Here is a 19,962-nt window from a genome sequence, read left to right as displayed (position 1 = left end):
CACGACAGGCCGGTCGACGTCGAAGTCGAGAGCGAAGCGACCGAGCTATTGGTCGAGCTCAGGCCGGTCGACGTGGACGTCGACAGCGAAGCCACCGTGCTGTTGGTCGAGCTGAGGCCAGTCGACAGCGAGCTGATGCCCGTCGAAGTCGACGTGGACAGCGACGAAATCGAGCTATTCGCCGACGAGAGACCCGTCGACGTGGACGTCGACAGCGAAGCCACCGAACTGTTGGTCGAGCTCAAGCCCGTGGACAACGAGTTGATACCCGTCGAAGTCGACGTGGACAGCGAGCTGATCGAGCTGGTTGCCGACGACAGACCCGTCGACGTGGACGTCGACAGCGACGTAACCGAGCTGTTGGTCGAGCTGAGGCCGGTCGACAGCGAGTTGATGCCCGTCGACGCCGAGGTCGACAACGACGTAATCGAGCTGGTCGCCGACGACAGGCCGGTCGACGTCGAAGTCGAGAGCGAAGCGACCGAGCTATTGGTCGAGCTCAGGCCGGTCGACGTGGAGGTCGAGAGCGATGCCACCGAACTGTTGGTCGAGCTCAAGCCCGTGGACAACGAGTTGATGCCCGTCGAGGTCGATGTGGACAGCGAGCTGATCGAGCTGGTTGCCGACGACAGGCCGGTCGACGTGGAAGTCGACAGCGACGTAACCGAGCTGTTGGTCGAGCTGAGGCCGGTCGACGTCGAAGTCGAGAGCGATGCCACCGAACTGTTGGTCGAGCTCAAGCCCGTGGACAACGAGTTGATGCCCGTCGAAGTCGACGTGGACAGCGAGCTGATCGAGCTGGTTGCCGACGACAGGCCGGTCGACGTGGAAGTCGACAGCGACGTAACCGAGCTGTTGGTCGAGCTGAGGCCGGTCGACAGCGAGTTGATGCCGGTCGACGCCGAGGTCGACAACGATGTGATCGAGCTGGTCGCCGACGACAGGCCGGTCGACGTCGAAGTCGACAGCGAAGCGACCGTGCTGTTGGTCGAGCTGAGGCCGGTCGACAGCGAGCTGATCCCCGTCGAAGCCGACGTGGACAGGCTGGCAATGCTCGACGTCGTCGTACTGGCGACCGCATAAAGCTGGCTGCCGTTGATCGCGTCCGTGCTGGTCGCGCTGACCAGGCCCGCGGCGACGTTCTGAATGCGCCGCTCTGCCCCGGCCGCGCCGACGCTGACCACACCGGCGGCGGAACTCGCGCCGGCGTAGGTGCCGAACGTCTGGCTGCCGATCGTCGTGCTGCTGACGGAACCCGTGCCGCCGGTCGCCGTGTTCGCGGTGCCGGTCGTGGCGGCGCCCGAACCGAGTGCGACCGAGCCCGCCACGCTCGCGTTCGCGCCGGTGCCGAATGCCTGGGCATTGGCGGCGCTGGAGACCGCGGTATCGCCGAGCGCGGTGCCGCCGGCCGTAGTGGCCGTGCTGCTGTTGCCCAATGCGAGCGAGCCCTGGCCGGTTGCCGAATTGGCATTGCCGATCGCAACCGCGCCTTGTCCATTCGACGAATCATTCGCACCGAGCGCAACCGCGCCTGTGCCGATCGCCGAGTTCGGGTCGCCGATCGCGACCGCGCCGTTGCCCGTCGCCGTCTGGCCACGGCCGATTGCGACAGCGCCACCTGCGGCCGTGCTGCTGTTGGCCGTCGTGCCGCTCGAGCCGATCGCGACGTTCTGGCCCGTCGCACCCGAGATGACGCCATCACCTTGCGCGATGCCGAATGCGCCGCTCGCGGTCGCACCACGGCCAATCGCTATGCCGGACGTGGCTGCCGCAACGACGGACGACTGGCCTCCGATGGCGATACCGTCGGAGGCAGCCGACACGGCGCCCATCGTCGCGTTGCTGCCAATGGCGATAGCACCCGCTCCACTACCGGTGGCGTTACCACCAATCGCATTCGCTAACAGACCCGACGCCGTGGCGCCAGTACCCAGCGTATTGCCATAGTTGCCCGACGCAACCGAATTACTGCCGATTGCAACCGACTGCTGACCCGACGCCGTGCTGTATGTACCCAGCGCATTAGCAAAGCCACCCGATGCAAGCGCTCGATTACCAAGCGCGACGGACTGTTGATTGGACGCAGTGGCGGCGCCCCCAACCGCAACGGCATAATTGCCAGACGCAGTCGCCTGATTGCCCAGTGCAGTGGAGGACGGACCGGATGCAAACGCCCCTTCGCCAAATGCACTTGAATAGACGGCAGTCGCGGTACTGTAATCACCGACGGCAACCGAATCTCCACCGGTCGCGGCCGCATGGCTGCCTATTGCAGTATCGCGAATGATCGACGACGCCGAAACGCCCGCGGTCGAAAACGCACCGATAGCGATATCCTCGGTGTTATACGACACCGAACCACCGGCCCCCCCGTTTTGATTGACTCCGCCGATCGCAACAGAAGAATTTCCAACGGCATTTGCCCCGTAGCCAAACGCGCTGGCGCCCGTGCCGCTAGCCGTCGCATCCAGACCGACGGCCGTCCCCCATTTGGCGGAATACGCACTCATACCCAATGCAACCGCACCGTTTCCAACGGCCGTCGTATACGAGCCGTAGAGGGTTACGCCCAAATAGCCGGTGGCCCCTCCGCCGTTCGCGTTACAGCCCGCGACGGACGAATAGCCGCCACTTCCATCGATGGGTCCGGTTCCCGCCACTAATGCTCGAGTGCCATCAGGACTCGTACCAGCCAAGTAACCGCAGTTTCCGCCATTGCTACCACCGCTGAAAGTGTAGTAGCCAGCGCAACTATTCTGTACCCCCGCAAGAAGCGCTGCACTAACAAGCAACTTGGCCGCTGCCGAGCGCTTGCTCTTGCCCCGCGTGGTATCGAGTTCCGATGCTGCGACCCACGCGCCGAGGGCCTCGTTCCAGATGGTGCGGTATGTACGATTCATGATCTGCCAATGTCCATAAGGCGCCAATAAGAAGACTCGCCAATCCGCCTCTCAAGCGCTTTTACAATTTTTCAAGTAGTACGAATTAACTTTATTTGATTACTTTCACTTGAGATTCTCCCAATGTGATCTTCTTTATTTCTTAACTTCGACTTCTAGGTTTAATGCTCGATAAATTTCACCGAATGCCGTACATCCATGGCTCGACACTTCTTCCCTGCGTCGAAGCCGACACCGGCCATCTTCTCGAGCGGCACCACGTCGTGCCAGCGACTCACATCACGGACGCCTTCGAGCCTCCGGTACAAACCTTGTGCAATAGCCGAACTCGATCCGTAGAACCCGGCAGCCATACCTGCGTCGCAAGCTGCCTTCACGATCTCCCTATCGCACTCAGGTACACAGCAGTCGGCAATCGCATGCAGACACGATCGCATGTCCATCATCAAACGCTCACGCCGTACTTCGCAGCACCGTGATTCCAGATCGTCGTCTCCATTGCCATCGGATTTCGGATCTCCCGAATCTCCAAGGCACCCGTCAATATCAGCGCCCACTGCACTGCCCTCGTCCACGTTGCGCATTCCCTTCGCAGGTCAATCGACGTCGGACGCGGCCGCAGCTCAGTATTGGCAACATTCGCCTGTTCAATCGCCCTGCATCCATTTCGCCCCGACGTCACAAACCAGCGCCATATCAACCGCGCCTTGCGCACCAAGCACCACGACGTCACGTGCCATACTTGTGCCGAGCCGCACGAGATGCCGAAGCCTGTCCCGCGCCGACTCGCTCCATCGGGCCGCCGCGATGAATGCCGGCGCAATCTTCACGATGTCCGGCTCGGGAATTACCATACCCACGTCGACGCCATAGGCAAGCCCGTAGTCATCGATCGCGATACGGCAGCCGAATACCCTGAGTCGATCGAGAAAAGCACGCGCGCTTCCACCCGCAACTCGTGCCCCCTCGCTCACTTCCACGACCAGCCGCTCGGCAAGTTCCGGTGCGCAGGAGAGCCGCTCGAGCAGGCTTTCCCACTGCAATCCCGATACGAGGCTCCGTTCCGACAGATTCACGCCGATGCTCAGCTGCGGCGAACTCTCCAGCAAGTCCAGCACACGTGCTACCACATATCGATCGAAGCAACCCGTCAGTCCTGCCCGGACGATGCTCGACAGATACGCATCCGGTGACGACTCACCGTCTTCAAATGCGCAACACCACGGCACGCACTTGAAATAAAGCACCTTGCGATCGTCGTCGGGTGCGTGCACCGCCGACATCACCAGCGAAATCGCGTCACCCTTCATCGCACGCAAGACGGTGTCGACCATCGCCAAATCCGCTCGCGTCTCCATTCCCGCACTCGATTTGACGCCCCGCGCTTCGACCGCCGGCGCGACATCATCGCCACCCCGCGTCGCGTTCAAGTCGGCGAGCCGGGCTTCTTGCGAGTGCGACGTTGTTCGTCCACTCAATCGAAGAAGCCCGCTTTCCGTCGAGAGGCCCGCCGTCGAACGATCCGCGTCGGGGTCCGGCAACGCCATCCCAAAAATCGACCGATACTCGTCGCGAGCCGTTCGCCCCCGCGCAACGCCGCCATGCAGTTTTCGCGCTCGCTCACTGAGCTCAACGTTGATGGCCTCTATAAACGTACGCCCGAATCGACTTACCAACATAGGTCGATTGACGACCCTTTTGAACAGTGCGCCACCCATCTCCATATCTCCCCGGCAATACCGAACCTTTCGTAGGCCCTCGCTTGCTATCCGATTCATGCGCTGCCTCACCGCACTCGCCCTTGACTGAAAGCCATGAAAGACACAAACGGACGTTTGCATCAGAGTTACAAAAAAAACTACCGATTCATGAAAACGCCCGTCAATGCTGGGTTGCTTTCCTGTAAGCCTTGTCGGACAAAAACGTCCCTTTCCGTCCAGTAATATCTACGCGGTGACACGGAAATTCACCATCCTTTGCAATTTGACTATCGGCACGCCATGCCGACGGTGGCTGAATGCGCCTTTCACGGAAGCAAGCCCCGCGGAGGAACACAGGAATCCCAGTTTTGAACAACCACGTTTGCCGTTTCTTCGCGCCTCAGCGGGAAGCTCGATACGCCGTCCGCACGGCATCTTCGACGAGCGCGTCTTGATGGATACGACACATCAGCCGGACCGTGCACGCCGGCGCCCAGTAGATAAGGCGGTAGGAGTCGGGCTATGAATATCGGGTATGCCCGTGTCTCCACGGATGAGCAGAGTCTCGGACTTCAGATCGACGCGCTCACACGCGCGGGATGTGAAGTCGTTTTTTCCGATCAGGGTATCTCCGGAGCAGACTTCCATCGCCCGGGTCTCGACGCAGCGCTCGAGAAGGTCACGAAAGGCGACACGCTCGTCGTCTGGCGGCTCGACCGGCTTGGTCGCTCGCTGAGCAAGCTGATCGACCTGATCAACTTTCTGGCCCGCCGGGGGGTGGACTTCATTTCGCTAACCGAATCGATCAATACGGCTTCGTCCGGTGGACGACTGGTCTTCCACATGATGGGCGCGCTGGCGGAGTTCGAACGCAGCCTCATCAGCGAGCGCACCCGCGCAGGATTGGCGGCCGCACGTGCGCGTGGCAAGCAGCTGGGGCGGAAGCCACACATGACGTCGGATCAATGCGCCCACGCTCGCCTTCTACTTGAAACACAGTCGGTGGCGGAAGTCGCTGCACATTTCAATGTGCATCCGCGAACGATCAAGCGCGCCCTCGTCGCACAGTCCAGCAATGGTGTCACGTGCGAAACGAGTGATGCTTGATCAGAAGCGTCGCCGATCGAACATTCGGACAATTGTCCGTGTCATCTCGATCAGTACGGTTCTGCGGCTTGAACCATTTGGCTGCTCACACTGAGTGTTCAAGATGCGTGGAGGCAACGATGCAATTCTTATCGGAATTTCGTCTGACGACCTGACGCAGTTGGCCGGGTGAGCCGAACTTGTCCGAATTCTTGTAGGCAAGGCGATCGAACAACGCGTTATCCACGCGCCCGGGTGAATCGTTCACCGAACGGGATAGCAAACTGGTTCCCTGCTGATTTCCAGTCGAACGCAGCCCGCATTATCTCGGGCAGCACGTCGCGCAGCGGCAGCCAGAGCAGCTTGATGATCGCGTCGTCGTTCGGGAAGTGATCAATAGCGCCGAAACCTCAGAGTGCCAATGCTCGAATTGTTCGCGCTGAACCGGCAGAAATTCCCGTCGCTCGCTGTAAACCCGCCTGATTCGTGCAAGCGTTGCGTCGTCCGGCGCGAAGGATATGAATACTCCGGAACATGCCGGCTGAGCGGCAAGGCGCCTCGGCAATCCTGCGGCGGCATCTGCCGGAGAAGCGTGACTCGGTGTTGCTGCTGCACGCGGAAGTCGACGCGTAGCCAGGGTCGCGCGCGCCGGCGTGGTGCAACAGCGGACATGTCCGCTCAGAATGCGGTGCGCAGGCCGAGCCCGGCAGAATCGCCATTCCCGTAGCCGCTCACGCGGTCGCGCATGTACGCGACGTAGACGTCGGTCCGTTTCGACAGCCGGTAGTCGTAGCCGAGCGCCCCGGTCGTTCTCGACGGGCTGTCGCGGCCATGGCTTTTCGCGGCCATGAACGACGCGAGCAGCGTGCCGAAACCGAGCGGAACCGAAGCGCCAATCTGCCCGCTATGCGTGCCGAGCACGCCGCCGTCGATCGCGTCATGCACGTACTGGTAGAACGCGGTGATCTTCACGAACTTCAGGTCGTAGCCGACGCCGGCCAGCACGGCGTCCTGCCGCGTGAAGCCGGCGATGGACGCGTTCAGGTCGCCCGGTGTCTGGTCGTAGCGTGCCTGCTGGAACGCGAGCGTCGCGCTGAATGCGTGTTGCCAGTCGTAGGTGACGCTGCCGCCCCACTGGTTCGCGCCGGTGTGACCGGGTGCGTTGCCCGTCGCGTAGATCAGGCTTGCCTGTAGCGCACGGTCGGTGGGCGTCGAATACAGCACCGAATTGCTCCAGCCGTTGTCGCCGACGAGGCCTTGCCCCGATACGCCCTTGTACATCTGATTCAGCGCTGGCGAAAAACTGAACGACGTCGAGAACGGGTTGAAGCGCACGGCCGCGATGTAATACGGTGTCGTGTTGCGCCCCGCGCGCAGCACGCCGTACGGCGACGCAACGCCGACATACGCGTTGCGCCCGAAGAACGTGTCGCCGCTGAAGCGGCCGGCCCCGCCGTTCGACGGCCGCATGAATGCTTCGAGCGCGAACTGCAGCGCGTAGCCGCCGCCGAGATCCTCGCGGCCGCCGATCCCCCAGAAGCTCGTCGTGAAGCCGCCCGAATTCATGGTATACGCGCGCGGCTTGCCGAGGCTCTTTTGCGCGCCGACATACACATCGGCCAGCCCGTACAGCGAGACGGACGACTGGGCCGTGGCGTCGCCGGCGATCGTGCAGGCGATCAGCGATGCGCCGACGGCCGACAGCAGCCGGCGGCGGCGGCGGCGGCCGGCATTCCGGGTCGAATGAATAGGCATACTGATTGAATTGCGCAAAGGAATAAAGAGGACGGGTGCGCGACGGCACCCGTCGCGCGGAGCGTCAGAACACGTGACGGATCCCTGCGCGCCCGACGGCCTGCTTCTGGTTGCTCGACGGATTGAAGCCCGCGATCTGCGCGACCGGCGCGTCGCCGGCCGCCTTCTGGAACGCACCCATCACGTAGACGCTCGTGCGCTTGGACAGCGCATATTCGACGCTCAGGTTGAACTGGTGATACTTCGGTTCCGCGTTCGTCGCGTGGTCGCGGCCCGTCGTGTACGTGTAGCCGGCGCCGACCGTCACGGCCGGCGTCGGCGTGACGAGCGTCGACAGCTCGTAGTTCTGGAACGTCGCGTCGTGCCCCGCGCTGCCCTGCTGGAAATTCGTGTTCGTGAAGTCGGCAAGCATCTTGAGCCACTGCACGACCTGGTACGACGCACCCACGCCGAACACCTTCTGCGCACGCGCCGCGTCGAGGTAGTTGCCATAGATCGCGTTCGTGAAGCCCGGATAGTTCTGGTACCCCTGTGTCGACACGCCAGGGTTGTTGATCCGCAAATAGCCGATGCCGAAGCCGACCGGGCCTGCCGCGTAGCTCGCGCCGACGCTGAAGGTCGCGTTGTCGGAGAAGCGGCCGGGCTGCCCGCCGAACGCATAGAGGCCGCCGAACGTGATGCCCCCGATCGTCGGGCTGCGGTACTTGACCGCATTCGAGATCGGGAAGCCGTTGTCGGTGTTATCCATGTCGTTCGGGTGCGCGAAGTAGTAGCCGCCGATGTTGCCGTTCAGCGTGAACGGCTCGACGTAGTCGACGATCGAATCCCACTGGCGGCCGAGCGTGAGGGTTCCGAGCTTCGTGTCGTTCAGGCCGACGTATGCGTTGCGCGAGAACGCGAGCCCGCTGCCGAGGCGGCCGGAGTTGATGTCGAAGCCGCTTTCGAGCCGGAAGATCGCGCTGAGGCCGCCGCCGAGATCCTCGGTGCCGCGCACGCCCCAGCGGTTGCCGGCCGTCACGCCCGACGCGAGCTGCACGAGATGCTTGCCCTGCACGTTCGACACATAGTCGACGCCGTCTTCGACGATGCCGTACAGCGTGACGCTGCTTTGCCCGTGAGCGGTAGCGGCCGCGGCGAGCGGCAGCGCGAACAGGATTCTTTTCATGATGATGTTCCGGTGCGGGATGGTTGAAAGACGGCGAGCGGTGATGCGATACGAACGGATTTTCGGGTTCCGCGCCGCAATCGAACGTCGATCGCGTCGCGGGCGGGACAACTGGCGGGAGAAACGATGGACGGTCCGCCCCGCTCAATCGCGATACGCGCGCAGCAGCGCATCGGCGGCCCGGAAGTCGGGCGTGAGCGGGCGATCGTGCTGGAGGAACGCGACCTTGGTACGCAGTGCGCGGTACAGCGGCTGCGTGGCCGGCGCGAGCGTGAACGACGGCTGCTTGCGCTGGCGCAGGTCGATTGCCTGCGATGCCTCGATCAGTTCGAGGCCGAGCAGCGTGAAGCTCGCGTCGATCTGCTTCTGCACGCGCTGCACGACATCGGGCGCGTTCGTCGCGACGTCCTCGATGCCGCCGGCAACCGGCAGGTAGTCGAGCGACACTGGCATCGCGAGCGACTTCACCGTCATCGCGAGCGCGGTCGGCGGCTTCTCCATCGCGCCGAACGCATGCACGGTGTCCTCGGTGCCGAGGAAACGCGAGAGGCCGGTGAGGTGCGGGTCGTTCAGCTTGACGATGCGTTGCGCGGACGCAAGCGCGTTGTGGCCGAGCGCGAGTCCGAGCTGTTCGAACGCGAGCACCCACGGCAGCGGCTCGAAGTTCGCGCTCGGCAGCACGGCGCCGCCGCCGTCGACATAGCCTGCCGCATCTTGTGCACGGCTCGACTTCGGCGTGACGCCGACCGCGACGCCCGGGTTGTCGTCGCTCGAATTGAGCTGCACTTGCAGCAGCGCGCGGGCCTCGTCATAGGTGCGGTCCTGTTCGCCGAGCAGGTAGACGCCGGAGCGGAAGCTGAGCGGATCCTGCAGCGGCCGTTCCGGGTCCTTGTTCCACAGACTGCTGCCCGCGAGCAGCGTGCGCAGCGCGGCGCCCGAGCGCAGCGTGGCCGGGAACGGTCGCAGCGCGAGCGTGTCCTCGCGGAACGGCGACACGTTGCCGTTCAGCCCCTGCAGGCTCAGCGCGAACACGACCTTCGACACCTGCGCGAGCCGCGCCATGTCGGTGAGCGCCAGCGCACCCATGCCGGCCGAATACGCATTGGAGCTGAGGATCGCGAGCGCATCCTTGCCGTACGGGCGGATCGTCGCAATGCCGGCCGATTTCAGCGCGTCGGCGGCCGCAATCTTGCGGCCCTGGTAGTACGCATCGCCTTCGCCGAGCATCGCGAGGCCGACGTGGCTGAGGATCGTGATGTCGGCTTCGCCGATCGAGCCGTCCGCCGGCATCGCGGGCGTGACGCCGCGATTGAGGAACTGCGCGTATGCATCGACGACCGCCGGCTGCACGCCGGCGCCGCCGTCGAGCATCGCGTTCAGGCGGGCGGCCATCGCGGCGCGCGCCACGCGTACGCTCATGTCGGGGCCCACGCTGCCCGAGTGCGCGTGGATCAGCCCGATGTTGAAGCGCGTCGACGCGTCGATGACTTCCTGCGACAGCTTGCCGTGCACGTCGACCATCTCGCGGTCCTTGTTGAGGCCGACGCCGACCGTCAGCCCGTAGATCTGCTGGCCGGCCGCGGCGGCCTTCAGCAGCACGTCGTGTGCGGCGACCACGCGCTGGCGGGCGGCCGGCGCGATCGACACGGCTTCGCCGTCGGCGATGCGGGCGATCGATTCGGGCGTAGCGGACCGTCCGTCGAGGATGACGTCCGCGAAGGCCGGGACGGCGGCGAAAAGCGCGAGCGCAACCGCGCTCCGCATGAGGAAGCGTTGCATGAAGCAGTTCTCCGATTTCAGGCGTGACGTGATGTGGAAGACAGCGCGGCGATCGACGCGAGCGCGATGACGCTCGCGACCATCACATACCAGGCAGGTGCGAACGGGTTGCCCGATCGTTGCGTGAGCCATGCGAGGATCGCCGGTGCGAAGCCGCCGAAGATCGTCGTGGCGATGTTGTAGGACAGCGACATGCCGGTCGCGCGCACGCGGGTCGGGAACAGCTCCGACAGCGCGGCGGGCGCGACACCCGTGAAGATCGCGACCATCAGGCAGAACGCGCTTTGCACCGTGATCAGCGCGGCGAGCGTGTGCACGTCGGCGAGCCAGTGCAGCAGCGGATACACCGACACGAGCATCAGCACTGCGCCGGCCGTCAGCACCGTGCGCCGCCCGAAGCGATCCGACCAGCTTCCGGCGCACACGCAAGTGACGGCCATCAGGCAGTTGCCGACCAGCGACGCGATGAACGCATCGCGCCCGTCGAAATGCAGCGCGCGCTGCACGTGCGTCGGCATGTAGATCACCAGCGCATACACGCACACGGCCCACAGCACCGAGAACCCGGTGCCGACCACGAGCGCGCGCGGATAGTCGCGCACGACCTGCAGCAGCGGCGTCTTGCGCTCGGCCGGCGCGTGCGCGGCGCGTGCCATTTCCGCGCGGAAATGCGGCGTTTCGTCGAGCGTCTTGCGCAGCCACAGGCCGACCGGTGCGATCGCGAGACCGAGGATGAACGGAATCCGCCAGCCCCAGTCGCCGATCTGTTCGCGCGACAGCGTGAGCGTCACGGCGGTGGCGACCAGCGCGCCGAGGATGTTCGACGCGGCCATGCTCGCCTGCAGCCACGACGCGTAGCGGCCCTTCCTGTCCGCCGGCGCGTGCTCGATCAGGAACGCCGCGGCGCCCCCCACTTCGCCGCCGGCCGAGAACCCCTGCAGCAGACGGCCGCACAGGATCAGCAGCGGCGCGCCGATGCCGATCGCGGTGAACGGCGGCGCGAACGCGATGATGCCGGTGCCGGCCGCCATCACGAGGATGGTCAGCGTCAGCGCGGCCTTGCGGCCCGCGCGATCGCCGTACACACCGATCGCGAGTGCGCCGAGCGGCCGCGCGATGAAGCCGATCCCGAACGCCATGAACGCCTCGACCAGCTCTGTGCCGGTGTTGCCGCGATGGAAGAAGTTTTGCGCGATGTACACGGCAAAGAACGCGTAGACGGAAAAGTCGTACCACTCCAGCGCGTTGCCGATCGACGCCGCGGCGATCGCGCGCCCGGCGCTCGAGGTACGGGGCGACACGGCGTCGGCCGTGTCGAGGGTAACCGCGGTTTGCTTCACTTCGATCTCCTGTCCTGTCGTCGTGCGAGCCGGCCGTTACAGCCGGATATGCGGAATCTGCTTGCGCTGCGCTTCGTCGAGCGCTTCCTCGTAGCCGGCGTCCGCGTAGCGGATCACGCCGAGCGCGGTGTCGTTGTTCATCGACAGTGTCAGCCGCTCTTTCGCGGCCGCGCTGCCGTCGGCGACGACGGTGATGCCCGCGCTCGTCATGTAGCCGCTGTAGCCGCCGCCGCCCGAATGGATCGCGACGAGATCGGCCATCGACGAACAGCTCATCATCGCGTTCAGCAGCGGCCAGTCGGCCACCGCATCGGAGCCGTCGCGCAGGTTCTCGGTCATGATGTTGGGGTGCGCCATCGCGCCGGCGTCGAGGTGGTCGCGCGTGAACGCGACCGGCCCGGCCAGCACACCGTCGCGCACCATCGCGTTGACCGCGAGCGCGAGCCGCGTGCGCTCGCCGTGGCCGAGCCACGCGATGCGTGCCGGCAGGCCTTCGAACGGCACGCATTCGCGCGCCTTGCGGATCCAGTTCGTGACGATCCGGTTGTCCGGGAAGTGTTCGAGCAGGTAGTCGTCGATCACGCGGATGTCGTTCGGGTCGTTCGACAGCGCAATCCAGCGGAACGGGCCGATCGCGCGGCAGAACAGCGGGCGCAGGAACGCTTCGGTGAACACCGGGATCTCGAACGCGCGGGCGACGCCACCGTCCTTCGCATGCGTACGGATCAGGTTGCCGTTGTCGAACACGATCGCGCCGCGATCCTTGAAGCCGAGCATCGCTTCGACGTGTCGCACGATCGACGCGCGGCTCGCGTCCATCAGCTTCGTGCGGTCGCGCTCGCGGAGCGCGCGCACTGCGTCGAGCGTGTAGCCGGACGGCACGTAGCCGTACACGAGATCGTGCGCGGCCGTCTGGTCGGTGACGATGTCGGGCACGACGCCGCGCGCGAGGATCGCCGGGAACACGTCGGCCGCATTGCCGAGCAGGCCGACCGAGACCGGTTCGCGCCGGGCCTGCGCGTCGCGGATCAGCGCGAGCGCCTCGTCGAGATCGCGCGCCTGCCGTTCGAGGAAGCCGATCTGCAGCCGCTTGTCGATGCGCGTCTGGTCGATCTCGACGACGAGTGTCGCCGCGTTCGCCATCCGGCCCGCGAGCGGCTGTGCGCCGCCCATCCCGCCGAGGCCGGCCGTCAGGATGAAACGCCCGCGCAGGTCGTTGTCGAAATGGCGTTCGGCGATTCGCGAGAAGATTTCATAGGTGCCCTGGATCACGCCCTGTGAGCCGATGTACTGCCAGTCGCCGGCCGTGAGCCCGCCCCAGCAGATCAGGTTGCGCCGTTCCAGTTCGTAGAAGTGCTCTGCTTTCGCCCACTGGCCGATCAGGTTGCAGTTCGCCATCACGACGAGCGGCGCGCTCGCATGCGTGCGCAGCAGCGCGACGGGCTTACCGGACTGGACGACGAGCGTGTGGTCCTCGTCCATCGTCTTCAGCGTGCGTACGATCGCGTCGTGCGACGGCCAGTCGCGCGCCGCGCGGCCGAGCGCCGCGTAGACGATCAATTGTTCGGGATCCTCTCCGACGGCGAGCACGTTCTCGAGCAGGCGCAGCAGCGCTTCCTGGCGCCAGCCCTTGCAGCGCAGCGTGTTGCCGGACGTGACTTCGAAGATGCGGGTCATGGCGTCGCCCTCCGTTCAGCGCGCGAGCGCATAGTCGGCGATCGAGATGCCGAGCGCGGCTTCGACCGGTGGGTAGACCGCGGGATCGAACACAGACGACGACAGCGGAATGTGCGCCTTCGCGACCCGCAGCACGTGGATCTCCATCCCTTCCTTCAACTGCCCGGCGCTGACGGGGCGACCTTCGCCGTCGAGCGTCGTGATCACGTCCGGGTAGGTCGCGATGCGTTCGCCGTGCGCGTCGTCGACCGCCATGTGCTCGTTCATCACATGAATGACCGCGCGCTGCGCGCCGCCGCCGAGATAGACGAGGCCGACGTCGAATGCTTCGCGCGTGTATTCGAGCGTATTGCGCTCGACCTTGCCGCTCGCGATGATCTCGCCGTGTGTGGCCGCACAGATCGCGTCGATCACCGCGCTGCCGCCGCGCCGTTCGGCGTCGATGATCGCCTCGCCGAGCGCGAGCGCGCGGCTGATGCCGCCGAGCGCCGCATGCTGGCGCACGTACGACGCCCGAATCGGATTGCGGCAACTCGCGATGAAGCCGCCGGCCATGTCGGCCGCCTTGCGCAGCACCGGCGACACTTTCGCGGTCGCGCCGCGCACGACCACTTCCATATATGCGTGCTGCGCGCGGTTGCCGCCGGCCGCCGCCTGGATCATCGGCGCCGTGCTCGATGCGAGGCCGAGCGAGCCCATGTCGCCGGTCGGATGCGCGCGAATGTCGCCCACCGCGTCGACCACCTTGGTGCCGAGCAGTGCGGACGGCAGCCACGCATTCAGCGTGCTCGACATCCCGTTCTGCCCGATGATGAGCCCCGCGAGCGGCGCGCCGAGCGCTTCCTGCACGAGTTGCGCGGCCTTCACGTAGTCGGCGCCGAGCATTTGCCAATCGGTGAGGCCGCCCGGCGCGCCGATCGCGGCGGCCGTGGCGATCCACGCGTCGTCCGGCAGCTCGTCGATGGCAACCAGTTCGGGGCGGCCGATCGTGACCGCGAGCGTGCCGAGTTCACGGCCGTGGTCGGCCCAGCCGCCGCCGCCGCATGCGAAAACCGAACCGCCCTTGACGGCGGCTTCGACGTCCTTCGAAGACAGGATGCGTCCCATGTGTCGTTTGTCCTGAGAGGGAAAAAGGGCTGTACGCGCCGGCCGGAAAGCCTTGTGTGGCGGTACCGTCCAAACGATTCTAGGGACGCCGAATATTGAGCGTTATTGCTATTTTATGGAGACTTCATAACGCGATGTTAAGCGTAGGGTAATCCCGGTGACGCCCGAACGACGGGCTGTCGGCACGGCGATCGGACGCCGCCGGCGCGACGGCGAAACGCAGGCTGGACAATGATTTCAGCCTGTTTCGGCGCTGGAATTCATGCGCCGGCGGAGAGCGTATGGAGTGTGTCGATGAACTCGTGCGCGAGGCGCGACAGCGGCGCGAGCATGGGGTGCAGCACACTGACCGGTGCAGCGGTGGTCGGCACGATCGGCTTCACGACGATCTGCGGCCACACGGGCCCCGCGACCGTCAGCTCGTCGATCAACGCGATGCCGGTGCCGGCCTGCGCGAGCGCGCATGCGACGTGCGCCTGCTGCACTTCGATCTTGACCTGCGGCACCAGGCCTTCGTCGCTGAACAGCCGCCGCACCAGTTGTCCGAGTGGAATGTCGCTGCCATAACCAATCAGCGGCTGGTTCGCGAGATCGCGCACGGCCAGCGTCTTGCGCCGTGCGAACGGGTGCGATGCGGGCACGGCCGCGACCATTCGGTTTTCATAGAGGAGCTGGCTTTCGACGTTCGGGTGCGTGTCCTGCAGGAACGCGATGCCGAGCTCGACCTGCTGCGTGAGCACCGCCTGCAGCAGCACGCTCGGGATCATCGTGTGCAGGATGATGCGTACGTCGGGAAAGCGCTCGTAGAACGCCGCGATCGCGCGCGGCAGCAGGGATTGGCCCAGATTGGGGCTGCACGCGATGCGCAGGTGGCCCATCCGGTTCTCGATCAGGTCTTCCGCGATTTCGTTGACGCGCTGCACGCCCTGGTACACCGCGTTCACTTCGACGAACAGCCGCTGTGCTTCCGGGGTCGGGTAGAGCCGCCCCTTGATGCGCTCGAACAGCGCGAGGCCGAGACGTTGTTCGGCGTACGAAATGAGCCGCGAGACGGCCGGCTGCGATACGTGCAGCAGCTTCGCGGCGCCGCTGATCGAGCCGGTCAGCATGATGGCGCGAAACACCTCGATCTGGCGCAGGTTCAGACGCACAGCCTTAACTCCATGTTATGTGGGGACGATAAATCGGCATGAGACATTCTGGCAGAGCGCTGCCTAAACTGCTCGTGATCAAAAATGCAGGAGGTGGAGATGAGCGAATTCGAGCAGGTGGTGCGCGGCCGGCTGGTCGATGCGCACGAGGTGGTCGACGACGGCTGGCTCGCGATCCGCGGCGGACGGATTGCCGCGCGCGGCGCGGGCGTGCCGCCGGCGGCGCGCGACACGATCGATGCGCGCGGGAAGTGGGTACTGCCGGGCGTCGTCGACGGGCAGGTGCATGCGGCCAGCCAGGCCAACCAGGAGGGGCTCGGTCACGCGTCACGTGCGGCCGCCGCGGGTGGCGTGACGGTGATGGTCGACATGCCGTACGACGATCCGGAGCCGGTCGCGTCGCGCGCGCAGCTCGACCGCAAGATCGCGGAAGCCGAGCGCGATTGCCACGTCGACGTCGCGCTGTACGGCACGCTCAACGCGAAGCATGGCCTCGAAGCGGCGGCCGGGCTGATCGACGGCGGCGTATGCGCGTTCAAGTTCTCGACGTTCGAAGCAACGCCCGGCCGGTTTCCGCGGGTCGAGGAGGACGTGCTGTACGACGCGTTTCGGCTGATCGCGCCGTCGGGCCTCGCCTGCGGCGTGCACAACCAGATGCAGGAGATGACGCGCAAGAACGTCGCGCGCATGATCGAGGCCGGCGACACGGGCTGGGACGCGTTCCTGCGCGCGCATCCGCCGCTGATCGAGAATCTCGCGACCGCGTTGATCTATGAGATCGGCGCGGAGACGGGCGCCCGCGCGCACGCGGTGCACGTGTCGACGTCGCGCGGCTTCGCGCTGTGCAACATGTTCCGGCAGGCCGGCCATCGCGCGAGCATCGAGACGTGCGTGCAGTACCTGATGCTCGACCACGAAACGCATACGAAGCGCCTCGGCGCGAAAACCAAGCACTACCCACCGATCCGGCCGCGCGCCGAGCAGGATCTGCTGTGGACGCATATCGCGCGTGGCGAATGCACGTTCGTGTCGTCGGATCACGTGAGCTGGGGGCTCGAACGCAAGGGCGACGCCAACGTGTTCCGCAATGCATCGGGCGGCCCCGGGCTCGAAACGTTGCTGCCCGCGTTCTGGACCGGCTGCGAACAGCATGGCATCGCGCCGACGCGCGTCGCCGAACTCCTCGCGACGAACCCCGCGCGGCACTTCCTGCTCGATGACCGCAAGGGATCGCTCGACGTCGGCGCCGATGCGGATTTCGTGATCCTCACGCCGGAACGCTACGCGTTCGATCCGTCGCGCAGCCTGTCGGCCGTGCAGTGGAGCGCGTTCGAAGGGATGGAATTCACGGTGCGGGTTGCCGCCACCTATTGTCGCGGCGCGCTCGTGTACGACGGCAAGCGCATCGTCAACGCAGCAGGCTCGGGCCGGTTCCTGAAGCCGCACGGCAGCCGGTCGATCGCCTCGCAACAGGAGCAAGCATGAATCCGACGGCTTTCCCACCGCTGAACGCCGAGCGCCTGAACGCGCGCGTCGAGCAACTGGCGCGCTTCACGCGGCCCGACGTCCCGTGGACGCGCCGCGCATTCTCGTCGCTCTTCACACAGGCGCGTGCATGGCTCGCCGCGCAATTCGCCGAAGCGGGGCTCGCGGTATCGATGGACGCGGGCGGCAACCTGATCGGCCGCCGCGAAGGCAGCGGCCGCTGCACGAAGCCGCTCGTCACGGGGTCGCATTGCGACACGGTGGTCGGCGGCGGCCGCTTCGACGGCATCATCGGCGTGCTCGCGGGCATCGAGGTCGCGCATACGCTGCACGAGCAGGGGATCGTGCTCGACCATCCGTTCGAAGTGATCGACTTCCTGTCCGAGGAGCCGAGCGACTACGGGATCTCGTGCGTCGGCAGCCGCGCGTTGTCGGGCGTGCTCGACGCGGGCATGCTGCGCGCGACGAACGCCGAAGGCGAAACGCTCGCCGAAGCATTGCGCCGCATCGGCGGCAACCCGGACGCGCTGCACGAACCGCTGCGCGCGCCGGGCAGCACGGCCGCGTTCGTCGAGCTGCATATCGAACAGGGCCCCGTGCTCGAAACGCGCGGCTTGCCGATCGGCGTCGTGACCAACATCGTCGGCATCCGGCGCGTGCTGATCACCGTGACGGGCCAGCCCGACCATGCGGGCACGACGCCGATGGATATCCGCCGCGATGCGCTCGTCGGCGCCGCGCACCTGATCGAGGCGGCGCATGCGCGCGCGTCGGCGCTGTCGGGCCGCCCACACTACGTGGTGGCGACGATCGGGCGGATCGCGATGACGCCGAACGTGCCGAACGCGGTGCCGGGGCAGGTCGAGCTGATGCTGGAAGTGCGCAGCGACAGCGACGCGGTGCTCGACGCTTTCCCCGAGGCGCTGCTGGCCGGTGCGGCCGCACGCCTCGATACGTTGCGCTTGAGTGCCAGCGCCGCGCACGTGAGCCGTGCGCGGCCGACCGACTGCCAGCCGCTCGTGATGGACGCGGTCGAGCAGGCGGCCACGCAGCTCGGTTATCCGAGCATGCGGCTGCCGAGCGGCGCGGGGCACGACGCCGTGTACGTCGCGCCGACGGGGCCGATCGGGATGATCTTCATTCCGTGCCTGGGCGGCCGCAGCCATTGCCCGGAGGAATGGATCGAGCCTCAGCAGCTGCTCGATGGCACGCGCGTGCTGTACCAGACGCTCGTCGCACTCGATCGCTCGCTGGCCGTGCAGGGAAGCGGCCGCTGATCTATGGGGATTGTCGGCGTGAACTCGATGCGGTGCCTCGCTTCAGCCCATGTCAGTCGGCGGAGCCGGTCTCGACGACGAGACCGGCCGCCTTCCATTCGGGAAAGCCGTCCTCGAGGCGTACGGCCTTGAAGCCTCTGGCACGCAGGGCGGCCACGGCCTCGAACGCCAGTACGCAATACGGGCCGCGGCAATACGCGACGATTTCGGTATCGGCCGGAAGCTCGCTCAGACGGCCCTCCAGCGCGGCCAGCGGGATATTGAGCGCGCCCGGCAGATGTCCTTGCGCAAACTCGTCTTGCGGCCGCACGTCCAGCAACGTGACGAGACCGTCCGCAAGACGCGCGGCCAACTCGTCGCGCGACACGGGTTCCATCGAATCCCGCGCGTGGAAATAGTCGCCGAGCACCCGATTGACCTCGGCGATATTGCGCTCACCCAGTCGACCGAGTGCCTTCATCAGCCCCACCACCTCGCTGTCGCCGGCAAGGCGGTACACCACGTTCTTGCCCCGACGCTCCGTGTCGACGAGGCGCGCCCGCCGAAGAATCTGCAAGTGACGCGACGTGTTCGCAAAGCTCATCCCGGACAGGGCCGTCAGTTCTTCGACGGACCGTTCGCGCTGCGCCAGGTGCTCCAGCAGCTCAAGCCGGTTCGGATGGCCGACGGCTAGAGCCACCTCGGCAAGGCTCTCGTAAATCTCCTGCTTGGGTCCCGCGCTTGACACGTACGCCTCCTTGATCAATCATTCATCACAACGATTGAATGTTAACACCCCTACATAATAGGAGCAATTCGAATGATCCTGCGGCAATTCCTCCATTCCGACCCAGTGGGCATTTCCTACCTGCTGGGGTGCGTCGGCAAGGCGACGGGCGTCGTCGTCGATCCGGTGGCCCAGCCTCGCACCTATCTGGAAACCGCCGCCGCCGCCGGCATCAAAATCGACTACGTGATCGATACCCATGTGCACGCCGATCACCTGTCCACTGGCCAGGCGCTCGCCGACGCGGCTGGCGCCGACTACGTGCTGTCCGCAAACGCTGACGTCGTGCTGCCATTCAAGGGCGTCCGGGACGGCGATGAGATCCGGGTCGGCAACGTCGTCATCAAGGTGCTCGCTACGCCCGGTCACACGCCGGAGCACATCAGCCTGCTGGTGACGGATCGCACGCGCGCCGACGAGCCGTGGCTTGCGCTGACCGGCCATACGCTGATGATCGGTGACCTCGGCCGCACTGAGCTGGTCGAAAGTGCCGAAGCGGGCGCACGAACCCTGTTCCGCAGTATACAAACGCTCAAATCGCTCCCCGATTATGTTCAGCTCCTTCCCGGGGCCTTCGCGGGCTCGGTGTGCGGACGCGGCCTCAGCGCCAATCCGCTGTCGACTATCGGCTTCGAAAAGCGTCACAACGCGGCGTTCGGCATCAACGACGAAGCGGCATTCGTTCGTTTCATGCTAAGCGACGTGCCACCTGCCCCGCCCGAAGCGGCGCGTCTGCGCGCGGTCAACTCCGGCCGCAATCCTGAGGAGGTCTAA

The 19,962-nt window shown here is 65.5% G+C and carries 15 protein-coding genes and 1 pseudogene; 4 read left to right on the top strand and 12 right to left on the bottom strand.

Annotated elements, in window-relative coordinates:
• The 3 genes from WS49_RS35305 to WS49_RS25040 form a co-directional block, all read right to left on the bottom strand.
• On the bottom strand, nt 1–2,900 hold a 2,900-nt coding region (locus tag WS49_RS35305; protein WP_257130211.1), incomplete at its 3' end, for an ESPR-type extended signal peptide-containing protein.
• A gap of 161 nt (nt 2,901–3,061) precedes the next feature.
• Nucleotides 3,062–3,484 (bottom strand): hypothetical protein, encoded by a 423-nt coding sequence (locus tag WS49_RS25045; protein ID WP_156441444.1) that lies wholly within the window; start codon nt 3,482–3,484, stop codon nt 3,062–3,064.
• Between the two features lie 63 nt (nt 3,485–3,547).
• On the bottom strand, nt 3,548–4,618 hold the full coding sequence (locus WS49_RS25040; protein WP_179949291.1) for an EAL domain-containing protein: 1,071 nt from the start codon (nt 4,616–4,618) through the stop codon (nt 3,548–3,550).
• Nucleotides 4,619–5,122: 504 nt separating this feature from the next.
• Between WS49_RS25040 and WS49_RS25035 the strand changes: the two genes are divergently transcribed.
• Entirely contained in the window at nt 5,123–5,707 is a 585-nt protein-coding gene (locus tag WS49_RS25035; RefSeq protein WP_059534331.1) for a recombinase family protein, read from the top strand.
• A gap of 218 nt (nt 5,708–5,925) precedes the next feature.
• On the opposite strand, the pseudogene WS49_RS35300 reads toward WS49_RS25035, so the two are convergent.
• From WS49_RS35300 to WS49_RS25000, 8 genes and pseudogenes are all read right to left on the bottom strand, one after another.
• Nucleotides 5,926–6,078 (bottom strand): annotated as a pseudogene (locus tag WS49_RS35300) (IS256 family transposase); the annotation flags it as partial.
• Nucleotides 6,079–6,364: 286 nt separating this feature from the next.
• The gene (locus WS49_RS25030) at nt 6,365–7,441 is read right to left on the bottom strand and encodes a porin (RefSeq protein WP_063888618.1); all 1,077 of its coding nucleotides are present in this window, start codon (nt 7,439–7,441) and stop codon (nt 6,365–6,367) included.
• A gap of 64 nt (nt 7,442–7,505) precedes the next feature.
• Complete coding sequence (locus WS49_RS25025) at nt 7,506–8,606, bottom strand: porin (protein WP_059534328.1); 1,101 nt, start codon at nt 8,604–8,606, stop codon at nt 7,506–7,508.
• A 144-nt stretch (nt 8,607–8,750) separates the two neighbouring features.
• Nucleotides 8,751–10,385 (bottom strand): HAL/PAL/TAL family ammonia-lyase, encoded by a 1,635-nt coding sequence (locus WS49_RS25020; protein WP_059534327.1) that lies wholly within the window; start codon nt 10,383–10,385, stop codon nt 8,751–8,753.
• A 17-nt stretch (nt 10,386–10,402) separates the two neighbouring features.
• Nucleotides 10,403–11,725, bottom strand: a complete 1,323-nt coding sequence (locus WS49_RS25015) for an MFS transporter (RefSeq protein ID WP_059534325.1) — start codon at nt 11,723–11,725, stop codon at nt 10,403–10,405.
• Between the two features lie 36 nt (nt 11,726–11,761).
• Nucleotides 11,762–13,402, bottom strand: a complete 1,641-nt coding sequence (locus tag WS49_RS25010; protein ID WP_059534323.1) for a urocanate hydratase — start codon at nt 13,400–13,402, stop codon at nt 11,762–11,764.
• 15 nt (nt 13,403–13,417) lie between these two features.
• The gene (locus tag WS49_RS25005; protein WP_059534322.1) at nt 13,418–14,509 is read right to left on the bottom strand and encodes a DUF917 domain-containing protein; all 1,092 of its coding nucleotides are present in this window, start codon (nt 14,507–14,509) and stop codon (nt 13,418–13,420) included.
• Between the two features lie 260 nt (nt 14,510–14,769).
• A complete protein-coding gene (locus WS49_RS25000; RefSeq protein ID WP_059534321.1) occupies nt 14,770–15,660 on the bottom strand; it encodes a LysR family transcriptional regulator in 891 nt (296 codons plus the stop codon).
• Between the two features lie 99 nt (nt 15,661–15,759).
• Here WS49_RS25000 and WS49_RS24995 point away from each other — a divergent pair, with 99 nt between their 5' ends.
• Nucleotides 15,760–17,145: a dihydroorotase gene (locus WS49_RS24995; RefSeq protein ID WP_059534363.1), complete on the top strand. Its 1,386-nt coding sequence runs from the start codon at nt 15,760–15,762 to the stop codon at nt 17,143–17,145.
• Nucleotides 17,142–18,422 carry a Zn-dependent hydrolase gene (locus tag WS49_RS24990; RefSeq protein WP_059534319.1) on the top strand — a complete coding sequence of 427 codons (1,281 nt, stop codon included), beginning with the start codon at nt 17,142–17,144 and terminating at the stop codon, nt 18,420–18,422. Before WS49_RS24995 ends, WS49_RS24990 begins: the two co-directional genes overlap by 4 nt.
• A gap of 52 nt (nt 18,423–18,474) precedes the next feature.
• Here WS49_RS24990 and WS49_RS24985 read toward each other — a convergent pair whose 3' ends face one another.
• Complete coding sequence (locus tag WS49_RS24985; RefSeq protein ID WP_059534361.1) at nt 18,475–19,149, bottom strand: ArsR/SmtB family transcription factor; 675 nt, start codon at nt 19,147–19,149, stop codon at nt 18,475–18,477.
• A gap of 72 nt (nt 19,150–19,221) precedes the next feature.
• Between WS49_RS24985 and WS49_RS24980 the strand changes: the two genes are divergently transcribed.
• Nucleotides 19,222–19,962: an MBL fold metallo-hydrolase gene (locus tag WS49_RS24980; protein WP_059534317.1), complete on the top strand. Its 741-nt coding sequence runs from the start codon at nt 19,222–19,224 to the stop codon at nt 19,960–19,962.

This window comes from Burkholderia sp. RF7-non_BP4, from assembly GCF_001521935.1.
Lineage (GTDB): Bacteria > Pseudomonadota > Gammaproteobacteria > Burkholderiales > Burkholderiaceae > Burkholderia > Burkholderia diffusa.
The sequence above is the reverse complement of the archived record's forward strand: the minus strand, read 5'-3'. Positions and strand labels throughout refer to the sequence as shown.

Bases quoted from the DNA above. Each gene is read 5' to 3' on its own strand.
- WS49_RS25045 (WP_156441444.1), bottom strand. From the start codon at position 3,484: ATGCGCAACGTGGACGAGGGCAGTGCAGTGGGCGCTGATATTGACGGG.
- WS49_RS25040 (WP_179949291.1), bottom strand. From the start codon at position 4,618: ATGGGTGGCGCACTGTTCAAAAGGGTCGTCAATCGACCTATGTTGGTA.
- WS49_RS25035 (WP_059534331.1), top strand. From the start codon at position 5,123: ATGAATATCGGGTATGCCCGTGTCTCCACGGATGAGCAGAGTCTCGGA.
- WS49_RS25030 (WP_063888618.1), bottom strand. From the start codon at position 7,441: ATGCCTATTCATTCGACCCGGAATGCCGGCCGCCGCCGCCGCCGCCGG.
- WS49_RS25025 (WP_059534328.1), bottom strand. From the start codon at position 8,606: ATGAAAAGAATCCTGTTCGCGCTGCCGCTCGCCGCGGCCGCTACCGCT.
- WS49_RS25020 (WP_059534327.1), bottom strand. From the start codon at position 10,385: ATGCAACGCTTCCTCATGCGGAGCGCGGTTGCGCTCGCGCTTTTCGCC.
- WS49_RS25010 (WP_059534323.1), bottom strand. From the start codon at position 13,402: ATGACCCGCATCTTCGAAGTCACGTCCGGCAACACGCTGCGCTGCAAG.
- WS49_RS25005 (WP_059534322.1), bottom strand. From the start codon at position 14,509: ATGGGACGCATCCTGTCTTCGAAGGACGTCGAAGCCGCCGTCAAGGGC.
- WS49_RS24995 (WP_059534363.1), top strand. From the start codon at position 15,760: ATGAGCGAATTCGAGCAGGTGGTGCGCGGCCGGCTGGTCGATGCGCAC.
- WS49_RS24990 (WP_059534319.1), top strand. From the start codon at position 17,142: ATGAATCCGACGGCTTTCCCACCGCTGAACGCCGAGCGCCTGAACGCG.
- WS49_RS24980 (WP_059534317.1), top strand. From the start codon at position 19,222: ATGATCCTGCGGCAATTCCTCCATTCCGACCCAGTGGGCATTTCCTAC.